We start from the raw sequence: 17,663 nt of genomic DNA on the forward strand, positions 1-17,663 counted from the left end.
AAAAATATAAATCTAAATAGGAGGGATTACTTTGAATTTAAATAATATAACTAATTACGTTCAAAGTATTTGCGAGAATATTTCTAATGTGTTAGATGTAGATGTTACTTTAGTTACAAAAGATTTGACTAGGATAGCAGGAACAGGAATATTCAGAGGTAAAATAGGAGAAACAATATCAGAGAAATCTGTGTATTCTCTTGTTTTAAAAGATGGAAAATCCTATGTTATAAATAAGGAAATAGAAGAGAACTGTAATAAGTGTGCAAATAGAGAAAACTGTAAAGAGTTAGCAGATATCTGTACTCCTGTTAAAATGGGAGAACATATACTTGGAATATTGGGTATAGCTGCATTTAATGAAGAGCAAAAAGAAAAGATACTTTCAAAAGATAAGGAATTAACTGCTTTTGTAAGGAGTATGTCTGATTTAATATCTTTTAAATTGGATGAACTATACAAACAAGAGGTTAAGACTATGGATGACCTTGAAAGAGAAGCTATAGAAAATGCTATCAAAAAATATGGCAGTAATACAGAAGGAATGAAAAAAGTAGCAGAAGCATTGAATATAGGTATAGCTACTCTTTATAGAAAAGTAAAAAAATTCAACATTAAAAGTTAGTAATATTGTAAAAAAGGTAACCTTTTCATAAAAAGAATTGGATTACCTTTTTTATTGTGAGAATAATGGCAAAAAATGTATAGTTTTGACTTGACATATTAAATATGTTATCTTAAATATATATTTTGAAGTGGAGGTGATTATTATTTTAGTAAAAGATATAAAACAAGATATAGAAAACATGCCTAGAAAAATTTTAGATATATCTTTGATAGAAGAAAATAAAAGCGATTTAACTTTTTTTAACATAGAAGAAGAAGATGGTGATGAGACACTAAAAGCATTAAAACAAAGCTATGTGACTACTAATTATAAAGAAGAGACTCTTTTAAATTTACAAGGAGCTTTGAAGTCAAAGTCAGATACAACATCAAAGGAGTTAAAATTAGAATCATATAAAAGGTACAATAATGCATTGGACTTAGCGTATAAAGACTATATAACTAGTGCTGTTAATATGGTAAATAAAGCTTTAGAAATAAATCCTAAAGATATTGATATATTAAATCTTAGAGGGCTTCTAAAGTTATTAAAATGCGATTTTGCTAAATCATTTGAAAGTTTTTATACTGCTCTATGTTATGAAAATAATCATATATCAAGAAAATATGTTAATTTAATTTCATCTGAAGATTTCAAAACATTTTTAGGCAGATACAATCATTCTATAAGGTTTATAAATGAAGAAATGAATTATGAGTCAATACATATTTTGGAGAATATAGTAGAGGAAGAACCACAACTAATAGAACCATATGTAATCCTATCTTTATTGTATGATAAACTAGGTAATGTAAAAAAGAGAGAAGGATATTTGGATAGACTCAAAGAGATAGATAAAGATAATCCAGTATTTGAAAAAGAAGAAGAGAAACCAGAAGATACAAGTAAAAAAGAAGAGGAAAAACGAGTTAAAAAGAAGAAGAAAAATAGCTTACCATATATTATATTTGCTTGTATTGTAATTGCAATGGGTGTATATTTTATTCAAAGTAAAAAGAGAATAGAAACCTTGAATAATCAGATAAGTAAGAAAGATGAGAAGTTAACTGAAACTGATAAAAAACTGGGTGAAACAAATAAAGAATTAGAAAAAACAAATAAAGAGTTAGATGAAGCTAAAAATAAAGAACCAGAAAAAGAAATCACTGTAGCTAATGAGGAAGACTTATACTATAAGGCTTTAGATTTAAAGAAAAATAAAGAGTATGAAAAAGCGATAGATAGTTTCAAAAGTATAGTTTCCTCAGGAAAAACTAAAAAATACATTTCTGAATCAATATATCAATTAGCAATAACAAATAAAGCATTGAAAAATAAGGATGAAGCTATAAAGTATTATAAGAAGTATATAAATACGTATACTAAAAATGACCAGTACTATGATGATTCATACTATGAGTTAGGCATGCTATATTATGATAATGGAGATTTAGAAAATGCAAAAAAAACTTTTTATAGTTTAAGAAGTGAAGTTCCAGATAGTATGTATAACAATTCAAAAATAAAAGAAATTTTAAGCAAAAAATAGATTTATATAATTAAGTTTTTTGAAACAACCAAGTATGTATTTTATTAAATTAAAATAAAAATAAATTTAAAGAGAGATTGTATTAAATCATAACTTTCTATTTGAAGAAAGATATTTGCTTGTTTATAAGACTACAAATATATGGTTTGAAACAATCTCTTTAGTTTTTGGAGGTGGAAAATGAAAGTTTTCAATCAATTAGTAATAATTTTATGTATATGGGTAATAGGAGAGTATATAAGCTCATTTATACAAAGTGTTATACTTATTCCTGGGAGTATAGTTGGCATGCTATTATTATTCCTATTGCTACAATTTAAAGTGTTGGATTTAAGCAGTATAGAAAATATAAGTGGATTTTTCCTTGATAATATGGCTGTATTTTTTATACCAGCGGGAGTGTCTCTTATAAAATCACTAGACCTAATAAAAGAAAATGTATTAGTACTTTTACTAGTTATATGTCTAAGTACATTAGTAGTAATGTACACCACTGGAATTATAGTGGAAAAAATGATAAAAAAGAAGGAAGAAGGACAAAAGAATGTATAATGTATTACAAACACCAGTATTTGGTATAATAGTAACAATCGTGTTTTTTAATTTAGGGAGATACATTCAGCGAAAAACAAATAATCCTATATGTAACCCTATGTTAATTGCTATTGTAGGAATCATATTATTTCTAAGCATAACAAAAATTCCTTATGAAAATTACAAGATAGGAGCAGATAGCATAAATTTCTTTTTAGGACCTGTTACAGTAGTGCTTGCAGTTCCACTTTATAAACAGTTTGAATTATTTAAAAAGCATATGCTTGAGATTGTTATAGGAATAGGTTGTGGTATAATAATTTCTTTTGCATCTGTATTAATAATTGGTAAAATAGCTAATTCAGATGTAAGTATAATAAACTCTCTTATTCCAAAATCTATAACAACACCAATGGGAATATCTTTAGCAAATTCTTTAAATGGTGTAGAGTCAATAACAGTAGTAGCTATAATTTTTACAGGTATTTTTGGTGGGATGGTTGCTTCTACTGTATTTAAACTTGGAAATATAAATCATCCAGTTGCTAAAGGAATTGCACTTGGGACATCAGCACATGCTCTGGGAACAACTAAAGCTTTTGAACTTGGAGAAGTAGAAGGAGCAATGAGTGGAGTTTCTATTGGGGTTTCTGGTACGATTACAGTAATATTAATCCCAATTATAATGAATTTTATGTAAAAATATAAAGTAACAATAGGCGTCTTTGAATACTTAAAACAAAATAAAATAAAAAAATTTTAAAGTAAAAACTGAATGAAAAAATTGCAAATAATGAAATAAAAAAATCATGTACTGAAATTATAAAAATAAAAATTTCATTTAAAACTTAATTATGAATAAAGAATTATATGGTTAAGTTTACTAAAATACTATAAAAATAAATATTTAAGAAAAAATACTATAAATTTACTATATTGCAAGTTGCATAATATATAGTATCATATTGTGCTAGAAGAATTTTAATTTGGAGCATAAATGAGAGAATTTAAGTACTTTGAAATTTTGGAATATAAAAAAATGCACTAGACATATATATAAAAGATACTATAATAGATGATGTAATAGATGACAGTTCAAGAAACTCTATGAAAAAATTTGCTTGAAATATTATCTATTACATCAGTAATAATATATATAAAAGTAAGTTTTTAAAATTCTAAAGATTTATAAGAATTGAAGGGAGAAAGAAATGAGTGAAGTTAAGAATACCCTACAAAAACATCCAGCTTTAAGATATTCAACAATGCTACTGGGGATGTTGATGACATCTATAGGAATAAATGGGTTCTTAAGACCAGCACATCTATTAAGTGGAGGTGCTACAGGTATAGCAACATCTATAAACTATTTGACAAATATCAATGTGGGTCTATTAACATTTTTAATCAATATTCCAATATTTATTTTAGGTTTTATATACCTAGAAAAAGAATTTTGTATTTCAAGTTTATTAAATATGATTGTATTTTCATTATTATTAGGTGCAACTCAGGAAGTAAGTAATATCATACCTATCAATGATATATTACTTCAAAGTGTGTATGGAGGTATATTATCTGGTTTAGGAGTTGGTATTGTATTTAGAACTAGGTCTTCTCAAGGTGGTACAGACATTATAGCTGCAATACTAAAAATTAAGAAAAATATAGAAATGAAAGATACTGCTTTAGCAATAAATGGTTTGATAGTACTTACAGGAAGCTTTTTATTTGGTTTAGATTTAGCATTATATACTCTCATAGGATTATTTCTAAATGCATATTCAATGACTTTTATTAAAGATGCAATGAATTATCAAAAATCTGTTATGGTAATGTCAACTGAAGTCGATTTGATAGCAGAAGACATAATGAGAAGTTTAGTTAGAGGTGTAACTTTCTTGGATGCAGAGGGTGCATACACTCATCAAAAAAAGAAGATTATATATACAATAGTTGCATCAAGTGAGATACCAAAGATAAAGGATATAGCTTTAAAATATGATAAAAAAGCATTTATATCTGTAAATGATGTTACAGAGGTAAAAGGAAGAGGATTTAAAGCAAAAGACTTATAAACTATAAAAATATAAGCTGAGGGTTTGTAATATGTAAATTTATATATTATAGTCCTCAGCTTCTTTTATTTAAAAATATAATAAATATGGTTTATTTACTATTTGTGTATCACTTTAAAAGAGGTTATTTTAAAATTAAAATTGAAAAAATTACTCAATGTGTAGAAAACATGACCAGTATTAGGATATAATAAATTTAATAGATTTAATAAAATATCTATGAATAACGTTGGAGGAATGGCATTATGAATTTATCTAAAGAATATGTTGATTTGTATGATAATTATTTAAAATATATAAATGAAGTAAATAAAGAGATTAAGAGCATAAAAAATATGAAAAAACGTGTTTTAAAAAAGGGTGATTTTGCATCAGAAAGTGAAGTCTTGGAATTAGAAGGAAAAACAATTCGTGATATAGATGATGTCGATACAAAAAAGCCAAAAAACAAAATATATAAATTTTCTAATGGAGATGTATATGTAGGAAAGTTTTTAGAAGGAAAGATGGAAGGTCAAGGTTCATATACTTTTTTTGTTGATGAAGGAACTGATATGGAGTACATAGGAGAATTTAAACAAGATAAAAAAAATGGAAAAGGAAATTTTGTATTTTCAAACGGTAATGAGTATATAGGTTATTTTGAGGAAGACATGATGAATGGCATTGGGAATATGCTCTATAACAGTAAAGATGAATATATTGGAACTTGGAAGAATGGCAAAAAAGATGGAAAAGGTATTTATAAATGGAATGATGGATGTATATATGCAGGAGAATTTAAAGGTGGAAAGATGGAGGGATATGGTATTTGTTATAATAGTGAAGGAGAAATACTTTATGAAGGAGAATGGAAAAATAATTTGATTCATGGAAAAGGAACTTACATATGGTCAAAAGGAAAGAAGTATGTAGGAGAGTTTATGCATGGTAAAAAACATGGTCAAGGTACTTTTTATCTAAATAATGAATTAGTTTATGAAGGAACTTGGAAATTTGATAAGCCATCTATCTTTGATAGAACTTTAGATGAAATATTTTCATTAAGATTGTAGCTTTATCTATTAATAGGTAAAGCTTTTTTATAATACTTATTAAATAAAAAACATATAAAGAGATGTTAATAGGATTTAATTAGTATATATTATCAGTATTAATACATGATAATGTATATATTAGAAATTTTTAGTGAAGCTTTTTAAAGGAGGAATATATTGAAAAAATTAATTGCTTTAGTATTAGTAATACTTATTGTTTTATTTTATAGTCCTGAATTATTGAGAGAAGTAGATGATTTGAAGGAAAAATTTTTTCAAAGCGAAATATGGAATGAGTTTTTAGATAAAATAAACTTAAGTGATAATTCAAAGAAAAAGGAAGATGAGAAAAATCAAAGCTCACAACTAAATAATAATGGAGAGAATAATTTAAACGAGACTAATATAAAAAATTTTGAAAAACTAAATTTAGGAGAAAACTTAAATCAAGTTTTAGCTAATATTGGAAAGCCTGGTAGAATTGATACTAGTGAATATGGATTTGACTGGTATGTATATAATCAATATGGAAAAGATTTTGCAATGGTTGGTGTTGAAAATGATGAGGTAGTTGCACTTTACAGTAACTCTATGAACTCATGTGAAAATCAAGATATAAAAATAAATCAAGATAGACAAACAGTAAGAAACAAGATTACTCCATTAAAATATAAGAAAAAAGGAAATACTAGATATATAATAAATTCAGAAAATCAATATGATATAATAAATAAGGAAGGTAAATATATTACAATTTTCTACGATATTCATGAAAAAAATAGAGTTTGTTCATATTTAATAATTGATAAAAGTACAGAAGATGAGTTCAAAGAATTATATCCAACTGATAAAGAAGAACTTAAAAAATGCTTTGAATTTGAAATTATAGACCTTGTAAATAGTGTTAGAAATCAAAGAGGATTGAATTCACTAAGATACAGTGAGCAAGCCACTTTAAGTTCAAGAAAACACAGTGAAGATATGAGAGATAATAATTTTTTTGACCATATAAACAAAAAAGATGAAACTCCTTTTGATAGAATGAAAAGAGAAGGAATAATATATACTTCAGCAGGAGAAAACATAGCAGCAGGACAGATTAATGCAATATATGCACATGAAGCTTGGATGAATTCAGAAGGACATAGAAAAAATATTTTGGGGAATTATAATAATATTGGAGTTGGAGTAATATTTGGAGGAAGTTATAAAACGTACTACACTCAAAATTTTTATAAATAACTAAAATATTTGAAAGGAAGTTTAAAAATGACACCAGGGAAAAAAAAGACAATATTTAAGAGTTTAATAGCAGTAGTCTTGTTTTGTGGAATAATACTAATAGCCAATTTTAGTAAAGTTTCTGCTTTAATGATGGAAACGAATGAAAATATTTTAATTAAACATGGTTCAAGGGAAAAGAAACTAATAGCAATTACCTTTGATGATGGACCTCATCCTAAAGAAACTGATCAAGTTTTAGATGTGTTAAAGAATTATAATGTAAAGGCTACATTTTTTATAGCTGGAAAACATGCACAGTGGTATAAAGAACCACTGGTAAGAGCAAGTAAAGAAGGGCATGAAATAGGAAATCATACTTTTAATCATCCTGATATAAGCAATTTAACTTCTAGTCAAATTGAAGAGGAGATTGTTAAGTGTGAAGAAATTTTAAAGAAAGTTACTGGAAAGAAACCTACATTATTTAGACCACCATTTGGGAGTTACAGAGAAAAGGATTTAGTAGAAATTGCAAAAAAGCATAATTACAAAGTAGTTTTATGGACAGGTGTAGATGTGAGGGATTGGAAAAATCCTGGAGCTAATAGTATCGCAGATAAAATAATTAATAAAGTACAAAATGGAGATATAATACTTTTACATGACTATGCAACTGATGATACAGTCAAAGCTTTGGATATATTTATTCCAAAGATGATAGAAAAAGGTTTTAAGTTTGTTACAGTTTCTGAATTAATTAAATAATTTTTTTGGGGGGAGATTTATAGTATGATTCTCATGATAGACAATTATGATTCTTTTGTGTATAACTTAGTACAATACATAGAAGAATTGGGGGAAACAGTTATAGTAAAAAGAAATAATGAAATAACATTAAGAGATATTGAAGAACTAAATCCAGAGATAATTGTGTTATCTCCAGGTCCATGTTCTCCAAAAGAAGCTGGGGTTTGTATAGATATTGTTGAATATTTCAAAGATAAGAAGCCTATACTAGGAATTTGTTTAGGTCACCAAACTATTGGACATGTTTTTGGTGGTAACATAATAAAAGCACAACAACCTGTTCATGGAAAAGTATACAGTATAAACCATAGTAATAAGGGAGTTTTTAGTAGTCTTAAAAATCCTTTAAATGTTACTAGGTATCATTCGCTTATAATTGATTCTGATACAGTTCCAGATGAACTTGAAGTTACAGCAACAACAAGTAAAGGTGAAATAATGGGAATTAGACATAAGAAGTATTTAATAGAAGGAGTACAATTTCATCCAGAAGCTATTTTATCAGAGTATGGTCATGAAATGCTGAAAAACTTTATAAAAGAAGCTAGGGAAAGGATACATAGATAAAATGATAAGAGAAATAAAAACTAAATTAAATTCTTTTGAGATATTTACTATTTTTAGAAATGAAAATGATAGTTTTATATTAGATAGTGCTATGGACAAAGAAAAGTTAGGAAGATATTCTTTTATAAGTAGCCAGCCATTTAAAGTGTTAAGATATAAAAATACTGATGAAAATCCATTAGAAAATTTGAAAAAAGAATTAGATAAATATAAAGTTGTAAATAAAACTGACTTACCGTTTATAGGTGGAGCTGTAGGATATTTGTCTTATGATTTGGGAAATTATATAGAAAAATTACCTAGAACTGCTATAGATGATATTGAGATGCCTGATATGTATTTTGGATTTTATAACCATGTTATAGTAATAGACCATTTGAAGGGAAAAACTTACATAGCCACTCCAGATATAGATATAAAAGTAGAAGAAAAAATAATAGCTGATATAGAAGAAAAAATATTAACAGGAGAGAAAAAAGGAATAGATAGTATATGCTATCAGGAAAAAGATGTAAAACCTATTCAACTTAAATCTAACTTTACAAAGGAAGAATTTAAAAATGCAGTTGGAAATGTTAGAGAGTACATAAGACAAGGTGACATATATCAAGCTAATTTGACACAAAGGTTTAGTGGGGAAACAGAATTGACAAGTTTTGAGTTATATAGAGATTTAAGAAGATTTAGTCCAGCACCATTTGGAGCATTTTTAAATTTTGAAGAAGCACATATCTTATCAAATTCTCCAGAGAGATTTATAAGATGTATTGATAAAAAAATAGAAGCAAGACCAATAAAAGGCACTCGACCAAGAGGTAAAAATAAGGAAGAAGATTTAAAGCTTCAAGAGGAGCTTAAAAATAGCGAAAAAGATAGAGCAGAGTTACTTATGATAGTGGATTTAGAAAGAAATGATATTGGTAGAATATCCAAAACTGGAAGTGTCAAAGTTCCAGAGTTGTTTGTAATTGAACCTTATGCAAATGTAAATCATCTGGTTTCAACAGTTGTAGGTGAACTAAAAGATGATAAGGATGCTACTGATATAATAAAAGCAACTTTTCCAGGTGGTTCTATAACAGGAGCACCTAAAATTAGAGCAATGGAAATCATAGATGAACTGGAACCAACACAGAGAAATGTATATACTGGTTCAATTGGATATATAGGTTTTAATGGTGATATGGATTTTAATATAGCAATTAGAACTATAATAAAAAAAGACAAAAAAGTATACTTCCAAGTTGGAGGAGGCATGACTTGGGATTCTGACCCAGATGAAGAATACCAAGAAACACTAGATAAAGCAAAATCTATAATGAAAGCCTTGAGGGGATATTATGAAGAATAATTTAAGCTTTAATAGTAGCTTGAGTAAATTTGGAATTGGGTTATTTGAGACTATTAAAGTTAAAGATGGTATAGCTATAGATTTAAATACACATATAGATAGGATGCTCAATTCGATAACATGTTTGGATTTGAATATAAATTATGAAAAGCGATTTCTAATAGATGAAATTATTAAATACATAAAAAAAGAAAATATTATTAATAAAGCACTTAGGATTACCGTTTTTGATGAAGGTTACAATATATCTATTAGAGAAATTCCATATAATAAAGAAGCATATAATAAAGGTTTTAAATTGACTATATCTCCTATAGTTAGGGGAGATAGCCTAATTTATAGACATAAGACTACTAATTATTTTGAAAATATATATACTAAAAATATTGCAAATAAGAATGGATACAATGATGGTATATTTATAAATTCAGATGGTGTGATTTTAGAATGTTCTATGAGTAATATATTCTTTATAAGAGGAAGTAAAGTATATACACCCAGTAGTAAATTACCAATTTTAAATGGAACAATAAAAAAAAGGATTATAAAGATTTGTGACGAATTACATATAGAGTTGATGGAAAATGAAATTAACATATCAGAAATTAGTAGTTTTGATTTTGTTTTTGTCACAAATAGTCTTATGGGAGCAATGAAAGTTACAGAAATTGACAAGACAGAATTTGGCAAAGAAAATATTATTTTTAATAAAATAATAGAGTGTTTGTAATAAATTAAAATATTAACAATTTATTGGAGATAAGAGATGGCAAGTCATACTTATAAAGTATATAGTGAAAATATTAAAAAAATAATAGACAATCCAAATACATTAGCAGTATTTCTAGTGGGTTCTAGTAAAGATGTAGATTTTAGTTTTTATAATGTAGAAGTTAATGATATTGATGTATTCGTTTTTGTAAAAGAAGGGGAAAAACAAGAGCGAGTACTGTTTGAACAAAAGGGAATAGAATTTGATATAAATTATTTTTCAAAAGATGGTGTAAAAAAATTATTGTCAGATAGAGAGTACTTCTTTGTGAAAGAGATGAAGGATGCTAAAGTACTATTTGATATGGAGAATATATCCAATACTATAAAAGATATGAGCAGAGATATTTACTTAAAAGGTCCTAGCAAATTGTCTTTAGAAGAAAAGTCTTTTTTAAAACAAGATATTGAAACAAAAATATCAAAGTTGAAAAATAAAGAAAAATTTGATGTTTTTGAATATCATTTTTTGACGAATTTATATTTAAAAGATATAATAATTGGGTACTTTAATATAAATGATAAATGGGTACCAAAAGATAAAAAATTGCTAAAAGTTTTGAAAAAAGAAAATAAGGAACTTTTTAACCTAGTATCAAAGGTAAGTGAAAGTTATGACTATCAAAAACTTTTAGATGTTTATAATTATATTTTTAAAGAAATTGAGACAAAAAAGATTATAAAATTAATCTTCTAGTCACGAGTCAATGGGGGGAGTTTAAATGAATAAAGTAGATAAAGAAAAAATACAACATGCAGTAAGAGAAATATTAGAAGCAATTGGTGAAGACCCAGATAGAGAAGGTCTAATAGAGACTCCAAATAGAGTTGCTAGAATGTATGAAGAGATATTCTCTGGTCTTAGTGAAGAACCAAGAGACCACTTAAAAGTTCTTTTTGCAGATGAAAAGCATGAAGAACTAGTACTAGTAAAAGATATTCCATTTTATTCATGCTGTGAGCATCATTTGGTTCCTTTTTTTGGAAAGGCACATATCGCTTATTTACCAAAAGGTGGAAGACTTACAGGGCTTTCTAAGCTTGCTAGAGTAATAGACACATTAGCAAAAAGACCTCAATTACAAGAAAGAATTACTAAAAATGCAGCAGACATAATAATGGAAGAGCTACAGCCATATGGTGTTTTAGTAGTAGTGGAAGCTGAACATATGTGTATGACAATGAGAGGTGTAAAAAAGCCTGGTTCAAAAACTGTTACATCAGCAGTTAGAGGTATATTTGAAAAAGATATTGCATCAAGAGCTGAGGCTATGAGTTTAATTACTATGAAGTAGTAAATTATTGTAGATAAAAATCGTTTGATAAGATATAAATTTTAATTTAAGGGAGTGTCATTAACTGTGTTTGATTATGGTAAAAGAACTTATATAATGGGTATATTAAATGTAACTCCAGATAGTTTTTCTGATGGAGGAGACTTTAGTAATTTAGACATAGCAATAAAACATGCAAAAGAAATGGTTGAACAAGGTGCTGATATAATTGACTTAGGTGGTGAATCTACACGTCCAGGTCATAGATATGTAGATTCAGAGGAAGAACTAAGAAGAGTAATCCCTGTGATAAAAAAACTTAAAAAAGAATTAGATATACCAATATCAATAGATACTTACAAGGCAGATGTTGCAGAAGAAGCTCTAAAATTAGGTGTCACTATGGTAAATGATGTTTGGGGGCTTAGAAGAGATAAGAATATGGCTTCTGTAGTAGGAAAATATGATGCAGAAGTATGTATAATGCATAATCAAGATGGGACAAACTATGACAAAGATATAATGGAGTCAATAAAGGACTTCTTTAAAGAGAGCATAAAAATGGCAATAGACTGTGGTGTAAAAAAAGAAAAAATAGTTCTTGATCCAGGGATAGGGTTTGGGAAGACATTTGAGCAAAATATAGAAGTATTAAGAAGATTAAATGAATTGAAAGAATTAGACTATCCTATTTTACTTGGAACATCTCGAAAATCAGTAATAGGAAAAGTACTTCCAGTTGAACCTAAAAAGAGATTGGAAGGAACAATAGCTACTACTGTACTTGGAATAAGAGATGGTGTAGATATAGTTAGGGTGCATGATGTTTATGAAAATTTAATGGCAGCTAAAATGACTGATGCAATATATAGAAAGTAGGTGTAGTATAATGGATAAAATATTACTTAGTAATCTAGGATTCTATGGATATCATGGTGTGCTTAAAGAAGAAAATTTTCTAGGTCAGAAATTTTTTGTCGACATGGAACTTTATGTTGATTCAAGAGAAGCAGGACTTAGTGATGATATAAATAAATCTGTAAACTATGCTGAAGTTTATAGTGTTGTTAAGGATATTACAGAAAATAAACAATTTAATCTTTTGGAGGCTTTGGCAGAGAACATTGCTGAAGAAGTCTTAAATAAATTTAACCTTGTAAATGGAGTTATGGTTAGAGTTAGAAAGCCAGAAGCTCCTGTAAATGGAATTTATGACTACTTTGGTGTTGAGATAAGGAGAACAAGAGATGAATAAGGCTTATTTGGGAATAGGGACGAATATGGGCAATAGATTTGATAATTTATCAAAAGCATGCGAACTTTTGAGAGATAGTGATTCTATATATGAAGTAAAAGAATCAAAATTATATGAAACAAAGCCATGGGGATATACAGAACAAGCAGATTTTCTAAATATGTGTGTAGAGATAGAAACAGAGTTTGAACCTTATGAGTTGTTAGAATATTGTCAAAAAATAGAAGAAGAATTGCATAGAGAGAGAATAGTACATTGGGGTCCAAGAACTATTGATGTAGATATACTATTTTTTAATGATGTAGTTTCAACTGATGAAAGATTACTAATACCACATCCAAGGATTCAAGATAGAGCTTTTGTTTTGATACCACTTATGGATTTGAATGAGGAACTTTTAATAAATAAAAAATCAATAAAAGAATATTTAAATCTCCTATCTGCTAAAGAAATAGAAGAAGTAAAGGAGCTTGTAGGTTATGAGAAAAAACCTATTTAATGATAATTCAAAGATAGTGATAAATACAAATAATAAAGAAATAACTGTAAAAGAAGATAAACTTGTAATAGCTGGGCCATGTGCAATAGAAAGTTATGAGCAACTTTTAAAGACTGCTAAATTTGTAAAAACTCATGGTGCAAATATTTTAAGAGGAGGAGCATATAAGCCAAGAACATCACCAAACTCATTTCAGGGATTAAAAAAAGAAGGTCTTGAAATATTAAAAGCAGTTAAAGAAGAGGTTGGGATAGCTGTTATTACAGAACTTATGGATATAAGAGATATGGATGAATTATATAGTATCAGTGATATAATTCAAATTGGCTCAAGAAATATGCAAAACTTTACTCTTTTAAGTGAAATCGGAAAACAAAATAAGCCTGTTATGTTAAAAAGAGGAATCGCATCAACAATTACTGAATGGATAGGTGCAGCAGAATATATAGCAATAGAAGGAAATAGTAACATTATAATGTGTGAGAGAGGTATAAGAACATACAATGATTATACTAGAAATACATTAGACTTAGCGGCTGTACCGATTATTCAAAAAGAAACGGGACTTCCTGTTGTAGTAGACCCAAGTCATGCTACTGGAGTTAGATATTTAGTAAAACCTATGTCAATGGCATCACTTGCATGTGGAGCAGATGGAATAATGGTAGAAGTTCATCCAGACCCAGAAAATGCTCTATCAGATGGGATTCAATCTCTCTGCTTTGATGAATTTGAAGATTTGATGAAATCAATTAGTGTTTATTAAAAAGAGGCAAGAGCCTCTTTTTTATTCGTGATAGTTTTGATGTAAATTTATAAGATAATAGATATATAATTTAATAGTTAGATTATTTGACATAAATAAAAATCTAATATTGATGTAATTAACATAAAAAATAAAAATTTTTTGATTAATAAGAAGGATATCAATAAAAAAAGTCGAATTCTGTATATTGAGTGATTGACAAATTTAGAATATAGTGTAGAATAGAAATGTTAACACAAAAAATTACACCAGAAGGTGATAATATGAATGATATAAAAGACGTTATCGAAGAAATAAAAGCTAGATGTGATATAGCAAGTATAATATCTGAATATATGAATATAAAACAATCTGGAGCTAATTATAAAGGATTATGTCCATTTCATGGAGAAAAAACTCCATCTTTTTATATAAATACATCAAAACAAATTTATAAGTGTTTTGGTTGTGGTGAAGGTGGAGATGTGATAAATTTTGTCATGAAAATGGAAAATTTAGATTTTATGGATGCTGTAAAAATTTTAGCAAATAAATGTGGTATAGAAATTAATACCAACATGAATGAAGAAACTAGAATGAAAATAGAGAAATCTAAAAAGTTTCAAGATATTCATACAGAAGCTGCTAGATTTTATCTTTCAAACTTATTGGGAAGTAAAAATCTTGGGTATGAATATTTAAGGATTAGAGGATTAGATGATAAAATAATTAAAAAATTTGGTCTAGGATTTTCTTTGGATTCATGGAATTCTCTTATGAATGCTCTTATTAATAAAGGGTATACAAAACAAGATTTATTGGAGTGCGGTCTAATTGCAAGAAATAGAGATGGAACTAATTGCTATGATAAATTTAGAAATAGAGTTATGTTTCCTATATTTGATTATAGAGGAAATATAATTGGATTTGGAGGAAGAGTACTAGATGATTCTTTACCAAAATACTTAAATTCTCCAGACACATTAATTTTTAATAAAAAACAAAACTTATATGGACTAAATTTTGCTAGAAAAAATTTAGATAATAAAACTATAGTCTTAGTTGAAGGATATATGGATTTAATTTCACTTTATCAGTATGGTATAAGAAATGTAGTAGCAACCCTTGGAACAGCCTTGACTGAACAACAAGGTATTTTAATAAAAAGATATGCGGATACTGCTATTATATCTTATGACTCTGATGAAGCTGGAATAAAAGCGACTTTAAGAGCTATAGATATACTTATTAAATTAGGTATTACTGTAAAAGTTTTGGATTTGAAAGACTCTAAAGACCCAGATGAATTTGTAAGAAAGTACGGACTTAGTGATTATAAAAAGGCAATGGATGTTTCTACTCACTACATAAAATATAAAATAGATCATCTTAAAAAAGAATTCAATATTCAAAAAGATGAAGAACGAGTGAAGTTTGCAAAAGAAGCTTCTAAGATTATAAAACAATTGACAAGTCCTGTAGAAATTGATTTTTATACAAAATATTTAAGTAATCAAATAGATATTAATGTCGAGTCTATAAAAAGGGAAGTGTATGGTAAAAACTACAATAAGCCATATAATAAAAACCAGAAAAAGATAGAAGAAAAAGTAATTGAAAAAGTCGAAGTTAGACAAGATGGAAAACAATTAGTTGAAGAAACTCTAATAAAAATAATGTTAGAAGACAAAAAAATTAGAGAAATAGCTCTACTTAAAGTAGAAGAAAGTGATTTTTTATTGAATGAAAGTAAAGAAATTTTAAATTACATGATTAAAAATCAAGAATTGGACAAAATAACTATTGACAAATTGAAAAGTTTAAACATATCCGAAGAATACTTAAAAGAATTAAATTCAATTTCTTTGAATAGTATAAACTTAGAGAACACAAAAGAAATAGAAGGAATAATAACAAATATCAGAAAGAACTCATTAGAAGAACAAATTAATAACTTGTTGAAAGAACAACAGGAATTAGAAAATAATAATGATATGAAAGAGGTAGATGGTAAAGTTATGGAAATTGCTTTAAAAATAGTTGAGATAAATAAAATTTTAAAAAGCTTGTAGAGAAAGGAGGTTTGAGTGTGGAAAATAAGTCGAATAAAAAAGAGTTAAAAAAAGTTACCGCTAAGACACTAATAGAAAAAGGAAAAAAGCAAGGTTCATTGACGCTTGCAGAAATAATGGAAGCTTTTTCTGAAACTGAACTTGATAAGGATCAGGTAGAAAATCTTTATGAAACTTTAGGTAATTTGGGAATAGAAATAACAGAAACAAAGAACTATAAAGCTGATATAGACTTTTCGGCTACTGATGACGATTTAAATATGAGCCACATAGATGAAGATGCAGAAGTAATTTCACATGAGGACTCTTCTGCAATAGAAATAGAAACTGTGGATTTATCTTTACCAAAAGGGATAAGTATAGACGACCCTGTTAGAATGTACTTAAAAGAAATAGGAAAAATTCCTCTACTTAAGCCACATGAAGAGGTAGAATTTGCTAGAAGAATGCATGAAGGTGATGAGATAGCAAAGCAAAGATTAGTTGAAGCGAACTTAAGACTAGTTGTAAGTATAGCAAAAAGATATGTAGGTAGAGGTATGCTTTTCTTAGACTTAATACAAGAAGGAAATTTAGGTCTTATAAAAGCTGTTGAAAAATTTGACTATACAAAGGGCTATAAGTTTAGTACTTATGCAACATGGTGGATAAGACAAGCTATAACACGTGCTATAGCAGACCAAGCGAGAACTATAAGAATACCAGTGCATATGGTAGAGACTATAAATAAATTAATAAGAGTATCAAGACAACTACTTCAAGAACTTGGAAGAGACCCAAAACCAGAAGAAATTGCAAAAGAAATGGAAATGACAGAAGATAAAGTAAGAGAGATAATGAAAATAGCTCAAGACCCAGTGTCTTTAGAAACTCCAATAGGCGAAGAAGAGGACAGTCATTTAGGAGATTTTATTCCAGATGATGATGCACCAGCTCCAGCTGAGGCAGCAGCATATTCTTTACTTAAAGAACAAATAGAAGATGTACTTGGCTCATTAAATGATAGAGAGCAAAAGGTATTAAAGCTTAGATTTGGTCTTGAGGATGGAAGAGCTAGAACTCTTGAAGAAGTTGGAAAAGAGTTTGATGTAACTAGAGAAAGAATAAGACAAATAGAAGCAAAAGCACTAAGAAAATTAAGACATCCAAGTAGATCAAAAAAACTTAGAGATTATTTAGATTAAAAAGATACATCATTAATGTTTTTGCAATAAAGGCCATGGGATAAGTGATATCTCATGGCTATTTTGTGGTAGAGATTTTATATTATTTTTTATCTTGGTTTTAGTTTAA

The 17,663-nt window shown here is 27.8% G+C and carries 19 protein-coding genes; all 19 read left to right on the forward strand.

The features are described 5' to 3' along the window. The first annotated feature begins 31 nt into the window (after window positions 1–31). The gene (locus IC173_RS01880) at window positions 32–625 is read left to right on the forward strand and encodes a GAF domain-containing protein (RefSeq protein ID WP_227432784.1); all 594 of its coding nucleotides are present in this window, start codon (window positions 32–34) and stop codon (window positions 623–625) included. A 130-nt stretch (window positions 626–755) separates the two neighbouring features. After that, window positions 756–2,156 carry a tetratricopeptide repeat protein gene (locus tag IC173_RS01885; protein ID WP_227855086.1) on the forward strand — a complete coding sequence of 467 codons (1,401 nt, stop codon included), beginning with the start codon at window positions 756–758 and terminating at the stop codon, window positions 2,154–2,156. Between the two features lie 180 nt (window positions 2,157–2,336). Then, a complete protein-coding gene (locus IC173_RS01890; protein WP_227432786.1) occupies window positions 2,337–2,708 on the forward strand; it encodes a CidA/LrgA family protein in 372 nt (123 codons plus the stop codon). Then, a complete protein-coding gene (locus IC173_RS01895; protein ID WP_227432787.1) occupies window positions 2,701–3,390 on the forward strand; it encodes an LrgB family protein in 690 nt (229 codons plus the stop codon). Before IC173_RS01890 ends, IC173_RS01895 begins: the two co-directional genes overlap by 8 nt. 511 nt (window positions 3,391–3,901) lie before the next feature. Further along, the gene (locus IC173_RS01900; RefSeq protein ID WP_227432788.1) at window positions 3,902–4,768 is read left to right on the forward strand and encodes a YitT family protein; all 867 of its coding nucleotides are present in this window, start codon (window positions 3,902–3,904) and stop codon (window positions 4,766–4,768) included. A 245-nt stretch (window positions 4,769–5,013) separates the two neighbouring features. Continuing rightward, on the forward strand, window positions 5,014–5,823 hold the full coding sequence (locus tag IC173_RS01905; RefSeq protein ID WP_227432790.1) for an MORN repeat-containing protein: 810 nt from the start codon (window positions 5,014–5,016) through the stop codon (window positions 5,821–5,823). A 159-nt stretch (window positions 5,824–5,982) separates the two neighbouring features. Next, on the forward strand, window positions 5,983–7,047 hold the full coding sequence (locus tag IC173_RS01910; protein ID WP_227432791.1) for a CAP domain-containing protein: 1,065 nt from the start codon (window positions 5,983–5,985) through the stop codon (window positions 7,045–7,047). A gap of 27 nt (window positions 7,048–7,074) precedes the next feature. Beyond that, window positions 7,075–7,794 (forward strand): polysaccharide deacetylase family protein, encoded by a 720-nt coding sequence (locus IC173_RS01915; protein WP_227834603.1) that lies wholly within the window; start codon window positions 7,075–7,077, stop codon window positions 7,792–7,794. Between the two features lie 24 nt (window positions 7,795–7,818). Further along, window positions 7,819–8,403, forward strand: coding sequence for an anthranilate synthase component II (locus IC173_RS01920; protein WP_227432795.1), 585 nt, complete (start codon window positions 7,819–7,821; stop codon window positions 8,401–8,403). Window position 8,404: 1 nt separating this feature from the next. Next, on the forward strand, window positions 8,405–9,754 hold the full coding sequence (gene pabB / locus IC173_RS01925; RefSeq protein ID WP_227432797.1) for an aminodeoxychorismate synthase component I: 1,350 nt from the start codon (window positions 8,405–8,407) through the stop codon (window positions 9,752–9,754). After that, entirely contained in the window at window positions 9,744–10,484 is a 741-nt protein-coding gene (locus IC173_RS01930) for an aminotransferase class IV (protein WP_227432799.1), read from the forward strand. Before pabB ends, IC173_RS01930 begins: the two co-directional genes overlap by 11 nt. Before the next feature lie 36 nt (window positions 10,485–10,520). Continuing rightward, complete coding sequence (locus IC173_RS01935; protein ID WP_227432800.1) at window positions 10,521–11,222, forward strand: hypothetical protein; 702 nt, start codon at window positions 10,521–10,523, stop codon at window positions 11,220–11,222. A 25-nt stretch (window positions 11,223–11,247) separates the two neighbouring features. Then, window positions 11,248–11,820: a GTP cyclohydrolase I FolE gene (gene folE / locus IC173_RS01940; RefSeq protein WP_003429416.1), complete on the forward strand. Its 573-nt coding sequence runs from the start codon at window positions 11,248–11,250 to the stop codon at window positions 11,818–11,820. A 66-nt stretch (window positions 11,821–11,886) separates the two neighbouring features. Then, window positions 11,887–12,678 (forward strand): dihydropteroate synthase, encoded by a 792-nt coding sequence (folP, locus tag IC173_RS01945; RefSeq protein ID WP_227432802.1) that lies wholly within the window; start codon window positions 11,887–11,889, stop codon window positions 12,676–12,678. Between the two features lie 10 nt (window positions 12,679–12,688). Next, window positions 12,689–13,054, forward strand: a complete 366-nt coding sequence (gene folB / locus IC173_RS01950) for a dihydroneopterin aldolase (RefSeq protein ID WP_227432804.1) — start codon at window positions 12,689–12,691, stop codon at window positions 13,052–13,054. Then, complete coding sequence (folK, locus tag IC173_RS01955) at window positions 13,047–13,553, forward strand: 2-amino-4-hydroxy-6-hydroxymethyldihydropteridine diphosphokinase (protein WP_227432806.1); 507 nt, start codon at window positions 13,047–13,049, stop codon at window positions 13,551–13,553. Before folB ends, folK begins: the two co-directional genes overlap by 8 nt. Further along, window positions 13,534–14,319: a 3-deoxy-7-phosphoheptulonate synthase gene (gene aroF, locus IC173_RS01960; protein WP_227855087.1), complete on the forward strand. Its 786-nt coding sequence runs from the start codon at window positions 13,534–13,536 to the stop codon at window positions 14,317–14,319. The genes folK and aroF overlap by 20 nt, the downstream gene beginning before the upstream one ends. Before the next feature lie 227 nt (window positions 14,320–14,546). Next, entirely contained in the window at window positions 14,547–16,370 is a 1,824-nt protein-coding gene (gene dnaG / locus IC173_RS01965) for a DNA primase (protein WP_413927533.1), read from the forward strand. 17 nt (window positions 16,371–16,387) lie between these two features. Further along, window positions 16,388–17,554 carry an RNA polymerase sigma factor RpoD gene (gene rpoD / locus IC173_RS01970; RefSeq protein ID WP_227432810.1) on the forward strand — a complete coding sequence of 389 codons (1,167 nt, stop codon included), beginning with the start codon at window positions 16,388–16,390 and terminating at the stop codon, window positions 17,552–17,554. The last annotated feature ends 109 nt before the right edge of the window (window positions 17,555–17,663 follow it).

Source organism: Clostridioides sp. ES-S-0048-02, from assembly GCF_020658495.1.
Lineage (GTDB): Bacteria > Bacillota > Clostridia > Peptostreptococcales > Peptostreptococcaceae > Clostridioides.

What these genes read in the sequence shown, in the direction of transcription:
- IC173_RS01935 (WP_227432800.1), top strand. Translation starts at nt 10,521, where the DNA reads ATGGCAAGTCATACTTATAAAGTATATAGTGAAAATATTAAAAAAATA.
- pabB (WP_227432797.1), top strand. Translation starts at nt 8,405, where the DNA reads ATGATAAGAGAAATAAAAACTAAATTAAATTCTTTTGAGATATTTACT.
- IC173_RS01890 (WP_227432786.1), top strand. Translation starts at nt 2,337, where the DNA reads ATGAAAGTTTTCAATCAATTAGTAATAATTTTATGTATATGGGTAATA.
- IC173_RS01895 (WP_227432787.1), top strand. Translation starts at nt 2,701, where the DNA reads ATGTATAATGTATTACAAACACCAGTATTTGGTATAATAGTAACAATC.
- IC173_RS01920 (WP_227432795.1), top strand. Translation starts at nt 7,819, where the DNA reads ATGATTCTCATGATAGACAATTATGATTCTTTTGTGTATAACTTAGTA.
- folE (WP_003429416.1), top strand. Translation starts at nt 11,248, where the DNA reads ATGAATAAAGTAGATAAAGAAAAAATACAACATGCAGTAAGAGAAATA.
- folB (WP_227432804.1), top strand. Translation starts at nt 12,689, where the DNA reads ATGGATAAAATATTACTTAGTAATCTAGGATTCTATGGATATCATGGT.
- IC173_RS01930 (WP_227432799.1), top strand. Translation starts at nt 9,744, where the DNA reads ATGAAGAATAATTTAAGCTTTAATAGTAGCTTGAGTAAATTTGGAATT.
- IC173_RS01915 (WP_227834603.1), top strand. Translation starts at nt 7,075, where the DNA reads ATGACACCAGGGAAAAAAAAGACAATATTTAAGAGTTTAATAGCAGTA.
- folK (WP_227432806.1), top strand. Translation starts at nt 13,047, where the DNA reads ATGAATAAGGCTTATTTGGGAATAGGGACGAATATGGGCAATAGATTT.
- dnaG (WP_413927533.1), top strand. Translation starts at nt 14,547, where the DNA reads ATGTTAACACAAAAAATTACACCAGAAGGTGATAATATGAATGATATA.
- IC173_RS01905 (WP_227432790.1), top strand. Translation starts at nt 5,014, where the DNA reads ATGAATTTATCTAAAGAATATGTTGATTTGTATGATAATTATTTAAAA.
- IC173_RS01900 (WP_227432788.1), top strand. Translation starts at nt 3,902, where the DNA reads ATGAGTGAAGTTAAGAATACCCTACAAAAACATCCAGCTTTAAGATAT.
- aroF (WP_227855087.1), top strand. Translation starts at nt 13,534, where the DNA reads ATGAGAAAAAACCTATTTAATGATAATTCAAAGATAGTGATAAATACA.